Raw genomic sequence first — 21,720 nt, 5'->3', positions numbered from 1 at the left:
GAGGGCCGTCCCCCCAGCTGCACCGACCGCAGCCGACCCGAGACGAGAGGGTGCCCATGGCTCTTCCCCGCATCCGGCCCTACACCGCGCCGACCGAGATCCCCGCGTCGACGCTGGACTGGCGCATCGATCCGGAACGGAGCGTCCTGCTCGTGCACGACATGCAGGAGCACTTCGCCGGCGCGTTCGTGCGCGGCGCCGAGCCCTTCGCCCCCGCGGTCGCGGCGATCCAGAGCCTGCGCGAGACCGCCGACGCCGCGGGCGTTCCCGTCGTCTATACGGCCCAGCCCGGCGGGCAGTCCCCCGTCGAACGGGGGCTGCAGCTCGACCTCTGGGGCGCCGGCGTGCCGAGCGGCGCCGGCGAGCGCATCATCGGCGACCTCGCACCGCGCGCGCACGACCACCGCCTCACCAAGTGGCGGTACGACGCGTTCGTGCGCTCGGGCCTCGAAGACCTGCTCGCCGACCTCGGCCGTGACCAGATCGTCATCACCGGCGTGTACGCGCACATCGGCTGCCTCATGACCGCGGCGAGCGCGTTCATGGGCGATCGGCAGGCGTTCCTCGTCGCCGACGCGGTCGCCGACTTCTCGCGCGAAGACCACGAGATGGCGCTGTCGTACGTCGCCCGCCGCTGCGGCGTCGTCACCACCGCCGACCAGGTGTCGCGGGCGCTCGCCGGCGCCGTGGCGGCGGTTCCCCGATGACCGCGCGCTACGACGCCGTCGGCATCGGATTCGGCCCCTCCAACCTCGCCCTCGCGATCGCGCTGGAAGAACGCGGCGACACCGGCCGGACGCGGTTCTTCGAGCGCCAGGAGTGCTTCGGATGGCATCGCGACATGCTGCTGCCCGGCGCGACGCTGCAGGTGAACCACCTGAAAGACCTCGTGACCCTGCGCGACCCGCAAAGTTCCTTCAGCTTCGTCAATTACCTGCACGAGCAGGGCCGCCTGATCGACTACATCAACCTCAAGACGTCGTTCCCGACCCGTCTCGAATTCCACGACTACCTGCAGTGGGCCGCCGCGCGCATCGCCCCCGTGTGCGACTACGGCACCGAGGTCGTCGGAGTCCGCCCCGTCGGCGCCGGCGACCGGGTCGACGCCCTGGCCGTCGACATCGTGCGCGCGGGCCATCGCGAGAGCGTCGAGACCGACAGCATCGTCGTCGGAGCAGGCCTCCGCCCCCGCCTGCCCCACGACGTCGAGCCGTCGCCGCGCGTCTGGCACTCCGACGCGTTCCTCTCCGCGCTCGCGGGGCTCCCGGCATCCGCCCACGGACGGTTCGCGGTCGTCGGCGCCGGCCAGAGCGCGGCCGAGATCGTCGAGTATCTGCACGCGGGGTATCCGGATGCCGCGGTGCACGCGATCTTCGGACGCTTCGGGTTCGCCCCCGCCGACGACAGCCCCTACGCCAACCGCATCTTCGACCCGGCGACCATCGACGAGTTCCACGGCGCCCCCGCCGACATCCGCGAGCGACTGCTGCGCGTGCACGCGAACACCAACTACTCGGTCGTCGACCTCGACCTCATCGAGGAGCTGTACCGGCGGGAGTACGCCGAGACCGTGCGGGGCGCCCGGCGCCTGCACGTCGAGAACGTCAGCCGTGTCGAGCGCGTCGTGGACGGCCCCGACGGCGTCACCCTGAGCGTCCGCGACGAATCGCGCGGCACGACCCGCGAGCTCGAGGTCGATGCCGTCGTCTTCGCCACCGGGTACGAGCCCGTCTCGGTCGACGACCTGCTGCCCGCGCTCGCCGCACGGTTCGCGCGCGACGAACAGGGCCGCGTCATCGTCGAGCGCGACTACCGCCTGCGCACCGACGACGCGTTCGCCCCCGCCGTGTACCTGCAGGGCGGAACCGAACACACGCACGGGCTGACATCGTCGTTGCTGTCGGCGGTCGCCGTGCGCGCCGGCGAGATCGCGGAATCGCTCGACGCGCGGCGCGTGCGGGGGCGCCGGGGTGCGCTCGCCGATGCCCTCGTCGGAAACGGCGTCTCGTGAGCGCCGTCGTCGTCACGGGAGCGGCGGGCGGCATCGGCCGCGCCGTCGTCGCCGATCTCGTCGCGCGGGGGTTCTCGGTCGCCGCGATCGACCGCGCGCGGCCCGAGGCCGTGGAGAGCGCGATTCCGCTCGTCGCCGACGTCACCGACGAGGCCGCGCTGGGGGCGGCCGTCGCCGAGGCCCGCGACCGGCTCGGACCCCTCGCGGGTGCCGTGAGCGTGGCGGGCGTGTTCCACGTGGCATCCGCGCGGGAGACCTCGATCGACGACCTGCTCGATCTCGTGCGCATCAACGCCGGGGGCGTGCTCGCCCTCGCGCGCGCCACGATGCCCCACCTCATCGAGGCGGGCGGCGGGTCATTCGTCGCCGTCACCTCCAACGCCGCGACGATCCCGCGCGAGGGGATGGCCGCCTACGGTGCCTCGAAAGCGGCCGCCAACGCCCTCGTGCGCACCCTCGGGCTCGAGGCGTCGGCGCACGGCATCCGGTGCAACATCGTCGCCCCCGGCTCCACCGACACCGCGATGCAGCGCGACTTCCGCGCCGTCACCGGCGCCGGCCGCGACGACGTGGTGGCGGGAGATGCGGCGGCGTTCCGTCTCGGCATCCCGCTCGGGCGCATCGCCGATCCGGCCGACGTCGCTCACGTGGTCGGGTTCCTCGTCTCGGACGAGGCGCGGCACGTGACGCTGCAGACGCTCACGGTCGACGGGGGAGCGGGGCTCGGAGCATGAGCGCGCTCGCCCCCATCCCCGGCGGCGCCTCCGCGATCTACCGGGGCAGCCAGCGCACGGTCGTCGCCTTCGGGCGACGGCGGACGGATGCCACGGCCCCGGTGCTGCAGCGCATCGCGGCCGCGCACGACGACGGCGCGCCCCTCGTGCTGGGCTCGCTCGGCTTCGACCCCGCGCACGATGCGCGCCTGATCGTGCCCGAGCGCGTCGCGACGACGGAGACGGCCCGCGACGGCGTGCGGGCGCGTACCGCCGTGGCCGCCACCGCGGCGCGCGATTTCGGCCTGCGCTTCGTGCCCGAGCCGGAGGCGCACGTCTTCGGCGAGATCGTCGGTGAGGCGCTCGACGCCCTGCGCTCCGGACGACTCGACAAGGTCGTGCTCGCGCGCACCCTCGTCGCCGACCTGCCGCCCGACGTGCCGCGCGCCGCGCTCGTGCAGGCGCTGTTCGATGCGAATCCGACCGCGTTCGGCTTCGCGTTCGACCTCGGCACGACCGCCGACCCGCGCGTGTTCTTCGGCGCGAGCCCCGAGCTGCTGATCCGCCGGGTGGGCACGGCGGTGCGCAGCGTCCCGCTCGCGGGATCGCTGCCGCGCAGCGCCGACCCCGAGGTCGATGGGGCGCGGGCGGCGGCTCTCGCCGCCTCGACGAAAGACCTGGGCGAGCACCGGTTCGTCGTCGATGCGATCGCCGCCGCCCTCGAGCCGTTCTGCCGGAGCCTGCGCGTACCGGATCGCCCCGACGTCGTCGCGACGCCGACGATGTGGCACCTCGGCACGACCATCGAGGGCGTGCTCGACGACCCGACGGTCACCTCCGCCGAGCTCGCGCTGGCCCTTCACCCCACCCCGGCCGTCGGCGGCGTGCCCACGGCCGACGCGGTCGCGGCGATCCGGTCGCTGGAGCCGGTCCCGCGCGGACCGTTCGCCGGTCCCGTCGGCTGGACGGACGTTACGGGGGACGGGGAGTGGGCTCTCGGCATCCGCAGCGCCGAGATCGTCGGGCGCACGATCCGGCTCTTCGCGGGCGCGGGGATCGTGGCCGACTCCGAGCCCGAGCGCGAGATCGAGGAGACGGGCGCGAAGTTCCGCACCCTCCTGCGCGCGCTCGGCGCCGCGGAGCCGGTGTCTCAGATGTCGGTATCTGCGGTGCGGGGGGCTTCGGCGCCCGGATCCTCGGAGCCGGGGGCTCGGACACCGGTGTCTCAGATGTCGATGTCGAAGTCGTCGGCGCCGTCGGTCGAGCCGGTCGCCTTCAGGAGCGCGGCGAAGTGATCGAGACGCTTGGCGTCGATAACGCTGTTGCTCACGCCGCTCTTCCAATACCCGAAGACGCGCAGGTCGCCCTTGTCCATGCCGGAGGCGAGGCACCGCGCGCGCAGCGCCCGCATGTCGTCGCGCTCCCCGGCGGCCCACAGCACCGAGCCGAGCGGCGCCTCGACGGCAGCGACGTCGACGATGCGCTCGACCGACACGTCGGGCACGGACGGCAGCTGCGCCAGCACCACGTCGTCTCGGCTCGTCGTGCGCACGCGCCCGCGACTGCCCGCGGGCCACGCCGCGAGGATCGAGGCCACGGCCGCAAGCGCGGAGTCGTCGGCGACGAGCTCGATCGGGCGCCCGTCGTGGGCGGGCAGCAGGTGCGTGCGCGGACCGATCACGCGCACGCTGTCACCGGGGCGGATGCCGGCGAGCCACGCCGTCATCGGGGTGCGGTGACCGTGCCGCACGACGTCGACCTCGATCGTGCGCGGAGCCTCGAAGCGGCGGACGGTGTAGACCCGCGAGACGAGCGCGGCGTCGTCGTCGAGCGCGGGGACCTCGATGCGGATCGCGGTGTTCGGCTTCGCCCACTCCGCCGCGTCGGGCGTACCGCCCAGGTCGATCGTCACGCGCGTGACGATAGGCGAGATCTCCGCGGCATCCCGCACGAGAGAGATCTCGTCCGCCAAGCCGTGTGCGTGGGCCGGATGGGCGATCACGTCGCGCTGGTTCTCGGTCAGGCGCAGGCTGCGGCTCATGGGGATCCTCTCGATGGTCGGGCTTTTTCTTCGACGCCACGCCGAGGAGGCGCGGCAGCGTATTAGGTTAGGCTAACCTACTTCCGGGATCGCGTGATGGCCGACGCCCGGCATCCCGCTCCCGACACACACAGCACACCACCCGAAGGAGTTCCATGTCTCTCGCCCGCTTCCTCCGTCCGGCCCGCGCGGTCGCCGCGGCCGCCGCTCTCGCGGTCAGCGCCGCGCTGCTGTCGGGCTGCGCCACAGGTGCCGCCGACGCCGGCAGCACGCCCGCAGCCACCTCGGGCGGGTTCCCCGTCACGGTCGACCACGCTTACGGCCAGGCGACGATCGACGCCGCTCCCGAGCGCGTGGTGACCCTCGGCTGGATGGAGGCCGACATCGTCACGGCGCTGGGCGTCGAGCCCGTCGCGACCTCCGCGTTCCCGTTCGACAAGTCCGGCATCGCTCCGTGGCTCGCCCCGAAGCTCACCACGACGCCCACGCTCATCCAGACCGCGGCGGCCGGCGCCGACCGCGCGCCCCTCGACCTCGAGGCCATCGCGGCCCTGCACCCCGACCTCATCGTCGCGACCTCGTACGTCGACCTCGAGGCGAACTACGCCGCCCTCTCGGCAATCGCCCCCGTCGTCGGCCCGAGCGCGAAGAACATCCACCACCTCGACTGGAAGGTCGAGGCGCCGCTCATCGCCGAAGCACTCGGAAAGACGGATGCCGTGCAGCCGCTCATCGACGCCGACACCGCTACGTTCGCCGACGCCGGGAAGAGCCACCCCGAGCTCAAGGGGCAGACCTACACGCTCTCGCTCGCCACGCCCAACGCCCTCAAGGTCGTCAACGACCCCGAGGACGGCAGCGTCCGCGCCTTCGACGCCCTGGGCATGACGTTCAGCCCGACCGCGGCCGCTCTTCCCTCGCTCGATGACGGCTCAGGTGCCGCGGGCCTGTCGTTCGAGACCGTCGACCAGGCCGATGCCGACCGCATGTACATCGCCTTCCTCAGCGCCGACGTCAAGACGGCCTGGCAGAACAGCGCGGTGTTCCCGACGCTGTCGGCCGTGAAGGACGGTCACGTCGTCGACCTGTCGATGGTGCAGATCGCTGCCCTGCGCAACCCGTCGCCGTTGAACACCTCGTACGCGTTCAGCGCCATCACCGGCTCCTGACGCACCGGTCGTGGCGGGCCCGCGCCCGCCACGACCGTCTCCTCTTCGCTCTTCCATACAAAGGTTCCCCCCGATGCCGAATCCCTTCGACGACCCCGACGCCCGTTTCCACGTGCTGGTGAACGACGAGGGCCAGCGCTCGCTCTGGCCGGTGGGGCCGCCCCTGCCCGCGGGCTGGACCGCGGTGACCGAGCCGCTGCCGCGCCCCGACGCGCTGCGTGTCGTCGACGAGGCGTGGACCGACCTGCGTCCGGCGTCGTTGCGCGTCGAGCACGCCCTGCGGACGTTCCGGGCCTACCCCGACGACGTCGCTGCCGCCCACCGCGCGCGCGGGCACTGGATCGGCCAGACCTTCACCGACCTGCTCGACGCCGCGGTCGAGCGCTTCGGCTCGCGCCCCGCGGTGATCGACGGCGACCGCGTGCTCGACTACCACGGCCTCGACCGAGCCGTCCGGGCCCTCGCCGAGCGCCTCGCCGACGACGGCATCCGCCGCGGCGACCGCGTCGTGCTCTTCCTGCCGAACGTCGCCGAGCACCCCGTCGCGGTGTTCGCGCTCGCCCTGCTCGGGGCGCTGCCCGTCTTCGCGCTCCCCGCCCACCGCGAGCGCGAGCTCGCCGACATCGCCACGCGCTCGGCGGCGCGCGCGATCCTCACCCTCGGTCGCCCCGCCGACGCCGCCGACGCCGACTACGCCGGCATCGCCGGCCGCGGCGCTCCCGCCGGCGTACGCGTGCTGCTCGTGGCATCCGCGGATCTCGACGCCCCCGCGCCCGCCTCGCGCCGCGAGAGCCCGGCACGACCGGATGCCGTCGCCTTCCTGCAGCTGTCGGGCGGAACGACGGGCGGGCCGAAGCTCATCCCGCGCACGCACGACGACTACCTCTACTCGGTGCGCGAGAGCGCCGCGATCTGCGGGCTCGACGAGCACAGCGTGATGCTCGTCGCGCTGCCCGCATCGCACAACTTCACGATGAGCTCGCCCGGCATCCTCGGGGCGATCGCCGTCGGCGCCTGCGTCGTCATGTGCCCGGCCCCGAGCCCCGACATCGCTTTCCCGCTGATCGAACGCCACGGCGTGACGACCGTCGCGCTCGTGCCGCCGCTGCTCATCGCGTGGCTCGATGCCACGCACGGCGAGCGGCTGCGGTCGCTGCGCACGATCCAGGTGGGCGGGGCGAAGCTCAGCGAGGCCGTCGCCCGGCGGGTCCGACCCGAGCTGGGGTGCACGCTGCAGCAGGTGTTCGGCATGGCCGAGGGGCTCGTGAACTACACCCGTCTCGACGACGACGAGGAGACGATCGTCACCACGCAGGGGCGGCCGATCTCGGCCGACGACGAGGTGCGTGTCGTCGACGACCACGACCAGCCGGTGCCGACCGGCACGCCCGGGCACCTGCTCACCCGTGGGCCGTACACGATCCGCGCCTACCTGGCGGACGATGCCGTCAACCGCTCGGCGTTCACCGCCGACGGCTTCTATCGCACGGGCGATCTCGTCTCGGTCGACGACCGGGGTTACATCCGGGTCGTGGGCCGCGCGAAGGACCAGATCAATCGCGGCGGCGAGAAGGTGGCACCCGAGGAGCTGGAAAACCTCCTGCTGGGCCACCCCGTGGTGCACGATGTGTCGGTCGTGGGGGTGCCCGACGACACCCTCGGCGAGCGCATCGCCGCCTACGTCATCCCGCGCCGCGACCTCGAACAGGCGCCGCGGGCGATCGAGCTGCGCCGGTTCCTCGCGGACCGGGGTGTGGCGCGCTTCAAGCTGCCCGACACGATCGAGTTCGTCGCGGCGTTTCCGACCACGGGCGTGGGCAAGGTGAGCAAGGTGCGCCAGCGCACGCCCGAGAGCGCCGCACGGTGACCCGCACGATCGACCTCGGCGCGATCGCTCGGGTGAGCGGTTCGGCCGACGCCGCGTGGCGGCTCGTGTGCCTGCCGCACGCGGGCGGATCGGCCGGTGCCTACGCGCGCCTCGGCGCCGGTCTCGCCGACCCGCCGCACATCGTCGCGCTGCAGTACCCGGGTCACGAGACGCGCGTCGCCGAGGAGCCCCTGACGTCGTACCCCGAGTTCGTCGCGGCGTTCACCGGCGTGCTCGGGCAGGTGACGGCGGACGACACCCCGACGGTGCTGCTCGGTCACAGCTTCGGCGCCTCGCTCGCGGCCGCGCTGTCGGCTCTCATCCCGGTCGACCTCCTCGTGCTCTCGGGGCGGCCCGCTCCGGGACGACGCCGGGGCGGACGCCTCCCCGCCGACGACGACCGCGAGGCGTGGCGCGCGTGGCTGCGGCGACTCGGCGGCACGCCCGAGGTGCTGCTCGCCGACGAGCCCTTCCTCACGGTCGCGATCCGGGCCCTGCGCGGCGACCTCACCGCCGCGGCCGAGTTCGATCGCCCCGGCCCGGCCGCCGACGCCGAGCGCGGCCCCCTGCGCGCGGGGGGACTGCTCACCGTCGCCGGGCGCGACGACCCCGTCGCGGGCCCGGCCGCGGTCGCCGAATGGATGCCATTGCTCGCGGCCGGCGCGATCGATCACGGCACGCTGGTGCTCGACGGCGGACACTTCGCCCTCTTCGACCACCCCGAGCTGCTGCTGTCGCGCGTGCGGACGGCGGTGGGCGCGTGATCGTCGCGGCCCGCGCGCTCGAGCCCGGGCACCCGTGGCTGAGCTCCCGCGAGCGTGCGCGCCTCGAGGTGATGCGCCCGGCGCGCGCCGCCGAGTTCACGACCGGGCGCGTCCTCGCTCGCGTGCTCGTCGCCGCAGCGACCGGCCGCGCGCCCGGTGACGTCACGATCGCCGTGCGCCCGGCCGGTGACCCTCGCGCCGGCATGCCGTGGACCCCGGATGCCGCCGGCGGAATCTCGATCGCCCACTCCGGCGGCGTGGTGCTCGTGGCCTACCGGTCGGAGGGCGACGTGGGCGTGGACGTCGAGGCGGGGATCGGTGGGGCGTCCCGACCGGCACTCCCCACCGGGACGCGCCCGGCCACCGCCACCGACGCCGCCACCGACGCCGTCGCCGCCTACCTTCCCGCCGCCGAGCGGCCGCACGCCGGGTGGACCTCCGCCACGCTCGCCACCGCGTGGGTGCGGCGCGAGGCCGTGGTGAAGTGCCTCGGCGTGGGCCTCGTCGCGGACCCCGAACACCTGACCCTCGCCCCGGCCGACGCACGCCCGGCCGTCGTCGCGTGCGGACTGGCCCCCGCGGCGGAGCTCGCCCTCGTCGATCTCGACGTGGGCGGGCTGCCGGGCGCGCTGGCCGTGCGCGCCGAGGCCTCGAGTCTCCCCGGTGCCGAGCGCCTCGGCATCCCTTCCTTCCTTCCCGAGGTCGTCGACGCCGGCGATCTCGTTCCCGGCGCCGACGGCGTCGGCATCCGTCTTTCCGTCCCCGTTGGAGTCTGAGGAGAACCGTGTTCGACCGCACCCGCATCACCGCCGAGATCGCCGACCAGTTGGGCATCGCCGCGCACGAGATCGAGCCCGCCGACGACCTGCTCATGCACGGGCTGCACTCGCTCGCCATCATTCGCCTCGCCGAGCGGTGGCGCGCCGAGGGGGCCGAGGTGGGCTTCGGGGCACTGGCCGCCGACCCCACGGTCGCGGCATGGGAGAGCCTGCTCGCCGGGGCCGAGGCGCCCGTCGCGCGAGAGGTCGCGCGCTCCGCCGTGCACGACGATCCCCGCTTCGCGCTCGCCCCCATGCAGCACGCGTACTGGAGCGGTCGGCAGACGCAGCACCGCCTGGGCGGGGTCGCCGCGCACCTGTACGTCGAGTTCGACGGTCACGGCATCGACCCCGACCGTCTCTCGCGCGCGGTGACCGCGCTCGTGACGCGTCACCCGATGCTGCGCGCGGCCTTCACCGATGACGCGATGCAGTGGATCGTGCCCGCGGCGGCGGTCTCTGCGCCGTTCCGGCTCGACGACCTCAGCCACCTCGACGACGCCGCGGCCGCGCGCGAGCTGGAGCGTCTGCGCGACGAGCGCTCGCACCAGATGCTCGACGTCGGCGACGGACAGGTCGTGCAGGTGGCCCTCACGCTGCTGCCCGGCGGCCGCACGCGCCTGCACGTCGACGTCGACATGCTCGCCGCCGATGCGCAGAGCTACCGCCGCGTGCTCGAAGACCTCGCCCGCGCGTACGACGAAGACGCGGCGCTCGGTGCCCCCGCGCACCCCGGTTACCGCGAGTACCTCGCCGTCGAGGCCGACCCCGCGACCCGCGAGCGCGACCGGGCGTGGTGGGCCGAGCGGGTGCCCGCGTTCCCCGGCGCCCCGGCGCTGCCCGCGCGGGCGGAGGGCGACCGACCCGACCCGCACGCCAGCGTGCGCCTCGCCGAGACCCTCGACCACGCGCGCGCCGACGCCCTCGCCGCGCGCGCCCGGAGCCTCGGGGTGACGCCCTCGGTCGTGCTCGCCACCGCCTTCGCCGAGGTCGTGGCGCGCTGGTCGACCGAGCAGCGGTTCCTCCTGAACGTGCCGCTCTTCACGCGCGCGCCCGTCGTGCCCGACGTCGACGACCTCGTCGGCGACTTCACCACCTCGGTGCTCCTCGCCGTCGACCACACCGCTGCGGAGTCGTTCGCCGAGCGCGCCCGGCGACTGCAGAGCCAGCTGCACGCGGCCGTCGACCACGCCGCGTACGGCGGGCTCGACGTGCTCCGCGACCTCGGCCGCGCGGCCGGCGAGCCCGTGCTCGCGCCCATCGTCTTCACCTCGGGCCTGAACCTCGGCCGCCTGTTCTCGGAGCGGGTCCTCGGAGCGTTCGGCACGCCGTCGTGGATCATCTCGCAGGGCCCGCAGGTCGAGCTCGACGCGCAGGTCGTCGACGTCGCCGAGGGCATGCTCGTCAACTGGGACGTGCGGCGCGACGCCTTCCCGCCCGGCGTGATCGACGACATGTTCCGCGCGTTCATCGACCTCATCGACGCCGTGACCGACCGAGGCGAGGGTGCCGTGCCCCTCCCGGTCGGACAGCTCGAGCGGCGCACCGCGCACGACGTGCCCGCACCCGCCGCCCGCACCCTGCACGACGCGTTCTTCGCCCGCGCCCGCTCGCACCCCGACGGCGTCGCCGTCCGCTCGGCGCGCGGCACCCTCACCTCCGCCGGCGAGCTCGCCGAGCGGGCGCTGACCCTCGCGGCACGACTCGCCGCGATCGGCATCGGCGTGGGCGACACGGTCGCGGTGCGGCTTCCCAAGGGCGTCGACCAGGCGATCGCGGTGCTCGGCGTGCTCGCGGCGGGAGCGGCCTACGTGCCGATCAACGTCGACGATCCCGCCGCCCGCCGCGACCGCATCCTCGCCCGCTCCGGCGCCCGGGCGCTCGTGGGCGCGGCCGAGGGCGTCGACGTGCCGGTGCTCGCGGTGGCGGGGGATGCCGTTCCCCTCGACGCCCCGGTACCGGTCGAGCCGTCGGCGATCGCCTACGTGCTGTTCACCTCGGGCTCGACGGGCGAGCCGAAGGGCGTCGAGGTGCCGCACTCCGCGGCGGCGGCGACGATCGACGCGATCGCCGCGCATTTCGGCCTCACCGGTGACGAGCGCACGATCGCCCTGTCGTCGCTGCAGTTCGACCTGTCGGTGTACGACCTGTTCGCCCCGCTCGCCCTCGACGGCTCGGTCGTCATGCCCGAGGCCGCCGACACGGGCGACGCCTTCGCCTGGGCCGAGCTGATCGAGCGCCACGGCGTCACCGTGGTCAACGCGGCGCCCGCCCTGCTGCGGATGCTGCTGGACGCGGCATCCGATGATCAGCTCGCGAGCGTTCGCACCGTGATCACCGGGGGCGACTGGGTGCCCGGCTCGACAGCCGCGGCCTTCCTCGCGCGTGTGCCCGGCGTGCGCTTCGCGGGACTCGGTGGCACGACCGAGACGGCGATCCACTCGACCGTCCACGAACCGGATGCCGATCACCCCGAGGCCGTCGTCCCCTACGGCGTGCCGATGGCCGGCGTCCGTTGCCGCGTCGTCAACGAGCGCGGGGAGGACTGCCCCGACCACGTCGTCGGCGAGCTGTGGATCGGGGGAGCGGGCGTCGCGCAGGGCTACCGGGGCGACCCCGAGCGCACGAGTGACCGGTTCGTCGCCCACGACGGTGTGCGGTGGTACCGCACGGGCGACCTCGCGAGCTACCGCCCCGACGGGGTGATCGAGTTCCACGGGCGCCGCGACCACCAGATCCAGCTGCGCGGATACCGCATCGAGCTGGGCGAGGTCGAGCGCGCGCTCGACGGCGTGCCGGGCGTCGACCGGGCGATCGCGGCGCTGTTGCCCGTGCGGTCGGGCGTGCTCGCCGTGACCGTGGCGCGCCGCGCCGGTGCGGCGATCGACGAGCGGACCGTCCGCGCGGCCTTCGCGGAGCGCCTGCCCGCGTACATGATTCCCGAGGTCATCGTGCTCGTGGATCGCCTGCCCCTCACCGTCAACGGCAAGATCGACCGCGCCGCGCTGGCCGAGGCCGCATCGCGGACCGCGATGCCCACGACAGCCGCCGCCGATGAGACGGCGCTCGAGCGGGCCGTGGCCCTCGTCATGGCCGACGTGGTCGGGGCCGGGGGTCTTTCGGCCGACGACGACTTCTTCCGCATCGGCGGCGACTCGGTGCAGGCCGTCGCGTGCGTCGCTGCTCTGCGCGACGAACTGCGGGTGACCGATCTCACCGTCGCCGAGCTGTTCGAGGCGCGCACGCCCCGCCGCATCGCGGCCGTGCTCGCCGACCGCGGCGGCGACGACGTGCACGTGATCGCCGAACTGCTCGTCGAGCTCGTGACGGAGGGCGCCGATGTCTGAGCGCGAGAGCACCGCGCCCCTCACCCCGCTGCAGCGGGCGTACCTCGCCGCGCGCGACGGCGCCGCGCCCCTCGGGGGCACCGGGATGCTCGACGTCCGCGTCTGGGAGGGCGACGTCGACGCCGATCGCGTGCGCGAGGTCGTGGCATCCCTCGTCCGACGCCACGAGGCGTTGCGGCTACGGATCGACGGTGAGACGCAGAGCGTCGCCGATGCGGCCGACGTCTTGCGCACCGTGGACCTCCGCGGCCGGGGCCGTGCCGCCTTCACCGACCTGCTGGCGGGACTGCGCACCACGCCCCGGCCGCTGGACGCGCTGGTCGAGGTCGTGCACGTCCGCCGCGACGACTCTGATGCGGTGGTGCTGTGCTCCGACGCCCTCGCGCTCGACGGGCAGGGGCTCGCCCGCGTGATCACCGAGGCGGCGAGGCTGCTGGCCGACCCGACGCTCGAGCTGCCGCCGGCCCCGACCGGGCTGCTCGATGCCCTCCGCGCGGTGCCCGTGGCGGTCGACGCCGACCGGGCACAGCGCGCGGCCGACGACCTGCCCGCCGCTCCCCGCCTGCCCTGGCTCGCGGCGCTCGACGGTCTGGGACCGATCCGCACCGAGCGCCTGTCGCGCGTCGTCGACGCCGCGATCTGGCGGCGCGCGGTGCTCGCCGGGGGAGCGGCGGGCCTGTCGGCACACTCTGTCGTCGCGGGCGCGATCGGCGATGAGCTCGCTGCGCGTTCCGGCGGCCCGGTGCGCCTGTCGGTGCCGACGGCGGGCGGGAGCGGCGAGACACCGGTGGGCCCGTTCGCCGGATTCGTCGTCGTGGGCGCCGGGGCCGACCCGGCCGACGCCGTCGCGAGCGCCCGCGTGCTGCAGGCGGAGCTGTTCGCCCGCCTCGACGGACCCGACGGTCCCTCGGTCGCCACCGCCCTCGCGCGCCGCGATCGCACGGCCGTGGCCTGCCCGGTCGTCGTGACGAACGGCCTCACCTGGCCCGAGACCCCCGCCCCGGTCGCCGCCTGGACCGCGACGCCCCAGGTCGCGCTCGACATCCGCCTCGCAGAGAGCGACGGCGCCCTGGTCCTGACGGCCGACGTGGCCGTCGACGCCCTCGCGCTCGAGACGGTGGACGACATCCTGGATGCCGCGACCCGGCGCCTCGACGCGGTCGGGCGTCCTCGGCCCGCCGCGCGCGCGTCGTCGCTGCTGAGCGGCGCGAAGCGTGCCCGCATGGACGCGCTGCTCAAGGCGCGCGGGATCGCTGCTCCCGCGGCCGCCCCCGCGCCGGTCGACGAGGTGGTCGCCTCGCCGTCCGAGGAGCGCATGTGGCTGCTGCACGAGATCGACCCGCACGCCGCGACGGCCGCGGTCGCCCTCGCCGTGCGCTTCGACGGGGACGTCGACGCCGACCGGCTCGCTGCGGCACTGCGCCGCACGATCGAGGACTTCCCGTCTCTTCGCACGGTGTGGGATGCCGTGGAGGGTGGCGTCCGGCCCCGCGAGCTCACCCCCGACGCGATCGCCGTCGAGCGGTTCGCCCTCGATCCCGACGAGGTGCGTACGCACATGCTGGACCGCGCGCGCGTCGCCTTCGACCTCGCGACCGAGGCGCCGCTGCGGGTCTCGCTCATCGACACGCGCGACGGCTCCCTCGTGCTCGGCATCATCGGGCATCACATCGCCCTCGACGACGCCTCCTGGCATCCGTTCTTCACCCGGGTGAGCGCGCACTACGACGGCGACGCGCCCGCGATCGACCGGGGCGCGTACCGGAGGTTCGCCGCCGAGAAGGTGCGCTGGCTGCGCGGGACGGGCAGTGCGCCCGTGCTCGAGCGCTGGCGCGCGACGCTCGACGGGGCGACGCCGCTGACGCTTCCCGCGGCCTGGCAGCGTTCGGCCGCGGAGCCACAGCCGGTCGGGGCCGAGGCGCACGGCATCCGTCGCCTCCGCGCCGAACTCCCGCGCATCGCGGTGGCGAGCGCCCGCACCGGCGCCGGCGGCCTGCACACCGTTGCGGTCGCCGTCGCCGCGGTGCTGACGGCCGCGACCGGTCGCGCCGACGGGGTCATCGACCTGCCCGTGCTCGACGTCGAGGGCATGGGTGCTCTCGCCGTGGGCGCGCGGGGCAACCTCGTGCCCCTGCGCCTCGGGGTGCGCGACGACGACACGGTGGCGTCCCTCACCGCCCGGACCGTCGAGGCCGTGCGGGCCGCGACCGCCGGGGGCGTCGTGCCCATCGAGCTGATCCGCCGCACGCAGCCCGCGCTGCGCGAGCGCCCCGGGTTCCTGCTCGTCGGGGTCGGGGACGTGCTCGGCTCCGCCCTCCTCGGCGACGCCGGGGCCCGCGAGATCGAGCTGCCCCCGCTGGCGACCGAGCCGGGGATCACGATCGCCGTCCGCGAGGGTGCGACGCCCGCGCTGGAGGTGACGTGGTCGGCCGACGTGTCCGAGACCGCGGCGCGTGCGCTGCTCGACGCCCTGCGCGCGGCCGTCGAGGCCCTCGCGGACGCCGAGGCCGACGAGCCCGCCGTGCGTCTGCTGCGCGACGCCTTGCTGCTGCGTCCGGCGTCCGTCGCGGCGGCGGCCGTCGAGGTCGCGGAGTCGGTGCGCCCCGCGACGGTTCCCGACGACGTCGCGCTCACCGAGCGGGCGGATGCCGTGCTCGCGGCGTTCCGTCATGCCCTGGAAGCTCCCGACCTCGGTCCCGACGACGACTTCTTCGACGCCGGCGGGCACTCCCTGCTCGCTACGCGCGTCATCGCGACGCTCCGCGCGCGCGGCGTCGAGGGGCTACGGATCGGCGACTTCTTCGCCCACCCCACGGCGCGGGCGCTCGGCGCGGTGGCCGGGGGTCGTGGGGCCGCGGGATCGGACCTGCCCGCGCCGCCCGACGCGCGAAGCTCCGCCGGCTTCGCGCTTCCCGACGCGGTTCCCCTGCTCCCGCAGCAGCGCGGCATCTGGTTCCTCGACCGTTTCGACGACGGCGGCCTCGGCTACGCCATCCCGTACGTGCTGCGTTTCACCGCCGCCCCGGACGCCGACGCCCTGCGCGCCGCCGTGCGCGACGTGCTCCTGCGACACGAGGGTCTGCGCGTGCTCGTCGACGTCGTCGACGGTGACCCCCGGCAGCGCGCGGTGTCGACGCAACGGCTCGACGACCTCGACTGGTGGTCGACGGATGCCGACGACCTCCGCCGCGGCTTCGACCTGGACCGCGAGCTCGGCGTGCGGGCGGTGCTCACCGACGGCGGCCGCTCGCTGGGGCTGTTGCTGCACCACCTCGTCGCGGACGAGTGGTCGACCGGCATCCTGCTCCGCGACTTCGCCGCCGCCTACGCGGCCCGAGCCCAGGGCCACGCGCCGGAGTGGACGACCCCCGCGCCGTCGCCCCTCGACCTGGCAATCGAGCGCCCCGCGGCGGACGCCTCGCTGACCTACTGGCGTGAGCGACTCGCCGACGCGCCCGCGGGGCTTCCCGTCGCCCCCGATCATGCGCCGGACCCCCTCGCGCCCGCCGATGGAGGGTGGCACGCGTTCACGATCGCCGCCGGGACCGCCGCGGGGCTTCGCGCCGTCGCCCGTCGCACCCGCTCGAGCCTGTTCGCGGTGCTCGAGGCCGCGGTCGTCGCAACCCTCGCGCGGCTCGGCGGGAGCGACGAGGTGCTCGTCGCCGTCCCCGTGGCGGGGCGCGACGAGCGCACGACCGAGGTCGTCGGCATGCTCGCGAACACGGTCGTGCTGCGGCATCGTGTTCCCGCCGACTCACGGCTCGACGCGCTCGTGGTCTCGGTGCGCGAGACGCTCGTCGAAGCCCTCGAGCACGAGGCGGTGCCGTTCGAACAGGTCGTGCTCGCCGTCGGCCCCGACCGCTCGAGCGGCCTGAGTCCGCTCGCGACGACCATGGTGCAGCTGCACAGCGGGGGAGAGTTGCGCGGCACCCTCCCGCACCCCGGCGGCGAGATCGCCTACGAGATCGCCGAACCCGAGCGCACGCACGCCAAGTTCGAGCTGTCCTTCGAGTTCATCGACGACGCCGAGGGCCTTCGCGGCGGTGTCGCCTTCCGCACGGCGCTGTTCTCCCCGCGCACCGTCGCCCGCCTCACCGAGCGGCTGCTGGCCGTGATCGGCGCGCTGGCCGACGACGACGGAACCGGAACGCTGGAGGGCCTGCCGATCCCTCGTGGCCAGGCACGCGCGGCGGTTCCGGACCGCGACGAGCCGCCCCGCGAACGCACCGCCTCCGTGGGGACGAGTCCCGGGTCTCCCGACGCCCTGCAGGTCGTCCTCGCGTGTGCGGCCGAGGTGCTCGGCATCCCGGATCCCGCGCCCGAGGCGTCGTTCTTCGCCCTCGGCGGCGACAGCATCTCGTCGATCGCCTTCGTCGCGCGCCTCCGGGAGCGCGGTCTCGCCGCCGCCCCCCGCCAGGTGTTCGCGCACCCCGTGCTCGTCGATCTCGCGGGCGCACTGGAGCCCACGGTGACACCCTCCCCGGCGCCCGAGAGCGCCCCGCTGTCGGCCTCGGGACTGAGCGCCGAACTCCTTGCCGCCCTGATCGGAGATGTTCGATGATCCTCGACGTCCTGCAAGCCACTCCTCTGCAGCGCGGCATGCTGGCCCTCGCCGCCGAGACCGACGACGCCTACGTCATCCAGGTGCGTCTCGAACTCGACGGGAGGGTGGATGCCGCCCGCCTGCGCTCCGCCGTCGACACGGTCGCGATGCGGCACCCGGTCGTCCTCGGGCGTTTCGTCGACGAGGGCCTGCCGCACCCCGTCCACGTCATCCCCGCGGCAGGGACGATCCCCGTCGAGGAGCGCTCGGGCGAGGGGTCGACGATCGCCGCCGAGGAGCGCCGGCGCGGATTCGACGTGCGCACCGGACCCCTGCTGCGCGTGAGCCTCGTCCACGCCGACGCGGGTGATGAGATCGTGCTCACCGGTCACCACATCGCGCTCGACGGCTGGTCGTTCGGCATCGTCGTCGACGAGATCCAGCGCGCCTACGCCGGTGCCCCGCTGCCCGCCGTGCGGCCTTTCCGCGACCAGGTGCTCCACGTGCAGCAGAAGGACGAGACCGCGGCGCTCGCGCACTGGCGCGCGCGCGTGGGCGATGTGACTCCGCTGCAACTCGCCGATCGAGCGACCGAGCCCGGCGACGGCCGCTTCGGTGCCGCCACGACCGAGCAGCGCACGTGGTCGGCATCCGACACCGATCGCCTGCTGGCGTTCGCCCGCGCCCAGAATGTGACCCTCAACACGCTCACGCAGCTCGCCACGGCGGTGATGCTGTCGCGGCTGACCGACCGCGACGACGTCGTCTTCGGCACGACCGTGTCGGGCCGTGACCCCGAGCTCGTCGGGAGCGAGAACATGGTGGGTCTGTTCATCACGACCGTGCCGGTGCGGGTGGCGCTCGACGATGCTCCCGTGGCGAGCGCGCTCGACCGGCTGCAGGCCGACTTCGCCGTCGACGTCGCGCATGCGCACCCCGGCTTGCGCGCGATCGCCCGCACCGCCGGCGTCGGATCGCTGTTCGATACCCTTCTGGTGTTCCAGAACGCACCCGTCTCGCGTCATGACGGCACAGGGTTCGCTCCGGATGCCGCCGTCCGCCGCGCCGAAGCGCACAGCCTCACCCACTATCCGCTCGTCGTCGCCCCCGCGGTCATCGACGGACGCCTCGTGGTCGACGTCGAGGTGCGCGCCGCCCAACTCGTCGGCTTCACCGCGGGAGAGCTCGCCGATATGTGGCGGGCGGCGCTGGACGAGATCGTCGACGCTCCCGCCGCGCCGGTGAACGGCATCCGGGCCGAACGCGCGGTGGACCGCGCGGCGTGGGCGCGGCTGGCGGGCGATGTTCGCGCGTCCGATCCCGTGGATGACACCCCTCTCGGCGGGCGTGTGTCCGTCACCGCGCCGGACGACCGTCGCACCGTTCCCGAGCTGTTCGCCGGGGCCGTGGCATCCCTCCCCGACGCCGTCGCCCTCGCCGACGGCGCCCGCTCCTGGACCTACCGCGAGCTCGACGATCGCACCACCCGTCTCGCCGCCGGCCTCGCCGCCGCGGGAATCGGCGTGGGAGACGTGGTCGGCATCTCCCTACCGCGATCGCTCGAGGTCGTCGAGGCGCTGTTCGGCATCGCTCGGGCGGGCGCGTGCGCGGTGTACCTCGACCCGGCGCTGCCCGACACACGACTCGACGCCATCCGACGCCTCGCCGACCCCCGCGCGGTCGTCGGCGTCTCGCCGTGGCGCGACCTCCCCGCCGTCGAGCCCGTGGATGCCGCCCTGCCCGTCGTCGAGGTGCACCCCGACGACGCGCTGTACATGATCTTCACCTCCGGCTCGACGGGAGAGCCCAAGGGTGTCGTCGCGACGCACCGCGGCATCGTGGCCCTTCACGCCGATCACGCCGAGCGGGCCTACGCCGGCGCCGCGCCGGGGACGCTGACCGTCGGGCACGCGTGGTCGTTCGGCTTCGACGCGTCGTGGCAGCCGCTGCTGGCGCTGTTCTCGGGGCACCGCGTCGAACTCCTCGATGCCGACACCTTGCGCGATCCGGCTCGCCTCGAAGCCGAGATTCTGGGGCGCGGTATCACCATGATCGAGCTCTCGCCCACGCTGCACGCCTGCCTGCCCGCCGACAGTCCCGTGCACGAGCGCTTGCGTGTGCTGGGTCTCGGAGGAGAGGCGGTCGGGGGCGACGCGTGGCGTGCGCTCGGGCGGTCGCCGGTGCGCGCGATGAACTTCTACGGTCCCACCGAGACGACGGTCGACGCCGTGTCGGCCGTGATGAGCGAGACCGACGAGGTCGTGCTGGGGCAGCCCTGTCGCCGGGATGCGCGCGTACGTGCTCGACCGGCGGCTACGGCCGACGCCCGTGGGCGCCGTGGGCGAGCTGTACCTCGCGGGCCCGCAGCTCGCACGCGGGTACGCCGCGCGCCCGGCCCTCACCGCCGAGCGCTTCGTCGCCGACCCCTTCCAGTGCGGCGGACGCATGTACCGCACCGCCGACCTCGTCCGGCTGCGCCCCGACGGGCGGTTGGCGTACCTCGGCCGCTCCGACGACCAGGTCAAGATCCGCGGGCACCGCATCGAGCTCGGCGAGGTCACGACCGCCGTTCGTGGTCTCGACGGGGTGCGAGACGCCGCCGTGCTGCCCCGGTCACGCGCCCGGGGGACCGTGCTGCGCGCCTTCCTCGTCACCGACGAGGCGGGCCCGTTCCCCCGGTTCGCGGATGCCGCTCGCTTCCGCACGCAGCTCGCCGCGGTGCTGCCGGGGTACATGGTGCCCGCCGACGCGGTTGTGGTCGAGGCGCTGCCCCTGACGGCGAACGGCAAGCTCGACGCGCGCGCCCTGCAGGCTCTGGAACCCGACGCAGCGCCGGCTCCCGCTGACGCGCCGGGTTCCGCCGTCGAGGACGCCTTCGCGGAGGCCGCCGAAGCCGTGCTCGGCCACTCGGTGGGCCGCGACGACGACCTGCTCGACGCCGGGATGGACAGCATCGACCTCGTCTCGTTCACCCACGCCCTCGCCGCGCGGGGAGTCTCGGCGACGATCGCCGACGTGCTGAGTCACCGCACGCTCGCGGGGGTCGCCGCCGCAGTGAACGGTGTCAGCACGTTCGCGTGACCGGGTGCGGGGTCCGCGTGGGGTGCGGTTCATGCGCGGGTGTGTTCGTGTGCGGGTGTGCTCGCGTGCCGTGTGTGTTTCGCGTGCCGTGTGGTTTGCGGGGTCGGGCGGGTGACATCCCGCCGTGCGGGACGGATGGCCGTGGGTCGAGCCGTGGGCGTGAGCCGCGCGAGACGGCGCCGGGTGGCCGCGCGTCAGACGTGTGTCTCCGGCGGGGCCCCGGCATCCTTCTCCGGCGCGAGCGTGATGACCGGCAGCGGTTCGGGACGCTTGGCCTGCACGTGATCGCCCGACGACTGGTGTCGCAGACGCCGCAGTACCCACGGCACGAGGTATGACCGCGCCCACACGAGGTCTTTCTCGCGCGCGGCGCGCCACGTGGTCGCGGTCAGGGCCTCGGGCTGCATCGGCTGTAGGTCGTTCGGGACGTTCAGCGCCCGCAGCACCATGCGCGCGACCTCGTGATGGCCGAGGGAGTTGTAGTGCAGGCGGTCGTCGTCGAAGAAGCGCATGTCCTGCACCTCTTTCAGGCCCCACTGGTCGGCGACGACGCAGTCATGGGCGTCGGCGATCGCGCGGATGTTTTCGTTGTAGATCGCGACCTTGCCGCGGATGCCGCGGAACACCGGCGTGAACTCGGTGTCGATGCCCGTGAACACGACGACGGTGGCGTTGTCGCGGCGCAGGCGGATGACGGCATCCTCGAACTGCTGGGCCACGGCATCGGGATCGCTGCCCGGACGGATGATGTCGTTCCCGCCGGCCGAGAACGTGACGAGATCGGGGCTGAGTGCGAGCGCCGGTTCGAGCTGATCGGCGACGATCTGCCCGATGAGCTTGCCCCGTACGGCGAGGTTGGCGTAGGCGAAGTCGTCGACCTGCCCGGCGAGCACCTCCGCGACGCGGTCGGCCCACCCGCGGTGGCCGCCGTCGGGCAGGGGGTCGCCGATCCCTTCCGTGAAGGAGTCGCCGAGAGCGACGTACCGGCGCCAGGGGTGAGGGCCGTGGTTGTCGGGCGAGGGCGAGGTGCGGGGCGAGTGCGGATCGAGTGTCATCGAAACCTCCGACCCCCAGGCTATCCCCGGCTTCCGACATCGCCCCAGAGGGCGGGCGCGTTCCGCCCCACCGCTCGTCGGCGCCGTTCCGCCGAGCAGACACACCCCGACGCGCTGCGCCCCGACGCGCCCGTGGGTGGCGCACGCATAAACGCGATCCACGCGCAGAAACGCGTTCTCCCCGCGTTTATGTGTGCGGATCGCGTTTATCGCCGGTGAGGCGGCGGAACGACTCACAGCCCGACGCCACGACCGATCCGGTTCGCCTATCGTGGATGTTCGCGCACGCACGGGAAGGAGGTTCGATGCTG

The 21,720-nt window shown here is 74.2% G+C and carries 13 protein-coding genes and 2 pseudogenes; 13 read left to right on the top strand and 2 right to left on the bottom strand.

Annotated features, from left to right (window positions below):
* The first annotated feature begins 56 nt into the window (after positions 1-56).
* Genes QE412_RS04595 through QE412_RS04580 form a run of 4 tightly spaced genes read left to right on the top strand, consistent with a single transcriptional unit; the run spans position 57 to position 4,019 of the window.
* Positions 57-707 carry an isochorismatase family protein gene (locus tag QE412_RS04595; RefSeq protein WP_307480703.1) on the top strand — a complete coding sequence of 217 codons (651 nt, stop codon included), beginning with the start codon at positions 57-59 and terminating at the stop codon, positions 705-707.
* Positions 704-2,011 (top strand): lysine N(6)-hydroxylase/L-ornithine N(5)-oxygenase family protein, encoded by a 1,308-nt coding sequence (locus QE412_RS04590; protein ID WP_307480700.1) that lies wholly within the window; start codon positions 704-706, stop codon positions 2,009-2,011. Before QE412_RS04595 ends, QE412_RS04590 begins: the two co-directional genes overlap by 4 nt.
* Positions 2,008-2,745, top strand: coding sequence for an SDR family oxidoreductase (locus QE412_RS04585; protein ID WP_307480697.1), 738 nt, complete (start codon positions 2,008-2,010; stop codon positions 2,743-2,745). Before QE412_RS04590 ends, QE412_RS04585 begins: the two co-directional genes overlap by 4 nt.
* Positions 2,742-4,019, top strand: coding sequence for an isochorismate synthase (locus tag QE412_RS04580; RefSeq protein WP_307480694.1), 1,278 nt, complete (start codon positions 2,742-2,744; stop codon positions 4,017-4,019). The genes QE412_RS04585 and QE412_RS04580 overlap by 4 nt, the downstream gene beginning before the upstream one ends.
* On the opposite strand, the gene QE412_RS04575 is transcribed toward QE412_RS04580, so the two are convergent.
* Positions 3,950-4,765, bottom strand: a complete 816-nt coding sequence (locus tag QE412_RS04575; protein ID WP_307480691.1) for a siderophore-interacting protein — start codon at positions 4,763-4,765, stop codon at positions 3,950-3,952. The two genes, QE412_RS04580 and QE412_RS04575, sit on opposite strands and share 70 nt — an antisense overlap.
* A 155-nt stretch (positions 4,766-4,920) precedes the next feature.
* Between QE412_RS04575 and QE412_RS04570 the strand changes: the two genes are divergently transcribed.
* From QE412_RS04570 to QE412_RS04535, 9 genes and pseudogenes are all read left to right on the top strand, one after another.
* On the top strand, positions 4,921-5,934 hold the full coding sequence (locus QE412_RS04570) for an ABC transporter substrate-binding protein (protein WP_307480689.1): 1,014 nt from the start codon (positions 4,921-4,923) through the stop codon (positions 5,932-5,934).
* A 73-nt stretch (positions 5,935-6,007) separates the two neighbouring features.
* Positions 6,008-7,801, top strand: a complete 1,794-nt coding sequence (locus QE412_RS04565) for an AMP-binding protein (RefSeq protein ID WP_307480687.1) — start codon at positions 6,008-6,010, stop codon at positions 7,799-7,801.
* Complete coding sequence (locus QE412_RS04560; protein WP_307480684.1) at positions 7,798-8,565, top strand: thioesterase II family protein; 768 nt, start codon at positions 7,798-7,800, stop codon at positions 8,563-8,565. The genes QE412_RS04565 and QE412_RS04560 overlap by 4 nt, the downstream gene beginning before the upstream one ends.
* A complete protein-coding gene (locus QE412_RS04555) occupies positions 8,562-9,341 on the top strand; it encodes a 4'-phosphopantetheinyl transferase family protein (protein WP_307480681.1) in 780 nt (259 codons plus the stop codon). Before QE412_RS04560 ends, QE412_RS04555 begins: the two co-directional genes overlap by 4 nt.
* Before the next feature lie 8 nt (positions 9,342-9,349).
* Entirely contained in the window at positions 9,350-12,730 is a 3,381-nt protein-coding gene (locus QE412_RS04550; protein WP_307480679.1) for an amino acid adenylation domain-containing protein, read from the top strand.
* Complete coding sequence (locus QE412_RS04545; RefSeq protein ID WP_307480677.1) at positions 12,723-17,291, top strand: condensation domain-containing protein; 4,569 nt, start codon at positions 12,723-12,725, stop codon at positions 17,289-17,291. The genes QE412_RS04550 and QE412_RS04545 overlap by 8 nt, the downstream gene beginning before the upstream one ends.
* Positions 17,288-19,543, top strand: a pseudogene (locus tag QE412_RS04540) (condensation domain-containing protein); the annotation flags it as partial. The gene QE412_RS04545 and the pseudogene QE412_RS04540, both read left to right, overlap by 4 nt.
* Positions 19,544-19,559: 16 nt before the next feature.
* Positions 19,560-20,003, top strand: a pseudogene (locus tag QE412_RS17675) (non-ribosomal peptide synthetase); the annotation flags it as partial.
* Positions 20,004-20,006: 3 nt separating this feature from the next.
* Complete coding sequence (locus QE412_RS04535) at positions 20,007-20,354, top strand: phosphopantetheine-binding protein (protein WP_307480673.1); 348 nt, start codon at positions 20,007-20,009, stop codon at positions 20,352-20,354.
* A 194-nt stretch (positions 20,355-20,548) separates the two neighbouring features.
* Here the strand turns inward: QE412_RS04535 and QE412_RS04530 are convergent, their stop codons facing one another.
* Positions 20,549-21,409, bottom strand: coding sequence for an SGNH/GDSL hydrolase family protein (locus tag QE412_RS04530; protein ID WP_307480671.1), 861 nt, complete (start codon positions 21,407-21,409; stop codon positions 20,549-20,551).
* Positions 21,410-21,720: the final 311 nt, after the last annotated feature.

The organism is Microbacterium trichothecenolyticum (genome assembly GCF_030818955.1).
GTDB lineage: Bacteria > Actinomycetota > Actinomycetes > Actinomycetales > Microbacteriaceae > Microbacterium > Microbacterium trichothecenolyticum_B.
Note: the sequence above shows the minus strand (reverse complement) of the source record. Positions and strands in the feature narration are given on the sequence as shown.

Bases quoted from the DNA above. Each gene is read 5' to 3' on its own strand.
- QE412_RS04595 (WP_307480703.1), top strand. From the start codon at position 57: ATGGCTCTTCCCCGCATCCGGCCCTACACCGCGCCGACCGAGATCCCC.
- QE412_RS04590 (WP_307480700.1), top strand. From the start codon at position 704: ATGACCGCGCGCTACGACGCCGTCGGCATCGGATTCGGCCCCTCCAAC.
- QE412_RS04580 (WP_307480694.1), top strand. From the start codon at position 2,742: ATGAGCGCGCTCGCCCCCATCCCCGGCGGCGCCTCCGCGATCTACCGG.
- QE412_RS04575 (WP_307480691.1), bottom strand. From the start codon at position 4,765: ATGAGCCGCAGCCTGCGCCTGACCGAGAACCAGCGCGACGTGATCGCC.
- QE412_RS04570 (WP_307480689.1), top strand. From the start codon at position 4,921: ATGTCTCTCGCCCGCTTCCTCCGTCCGGCCCGCGCGGTCGCCGCGGCC.
- QE412_RS04565 (WP_307480687.1), top strand. From the start codon at position 6,008: ATGCCGAATCCCTTCGACGACCCCGACGCCCGTTTCCACGTGCTGGTG.
- QE412_RS04545 (WP_307480677.1), top strand. From the start codon at position 12,723: ATGTCTGAGCGCGAGAGCACCGCGCCCCTCACCCCGCTGCAGCGGGCG.
- QE412_RS04535 (WP_307480673.1), top strand. From the start codon at position 20,007: ATGGTGCCCGCCGACGCGGTTGTGGTCGAGGCGCTGCCCCTGACGGCG.
- QE412_RS04530 (WP_307480671.1), bottom strand. From the start codon at position 21,409: ATGACACTCGATCCGCACTCGCCCCGCACCTCGCCCTCGCCCGACAAC.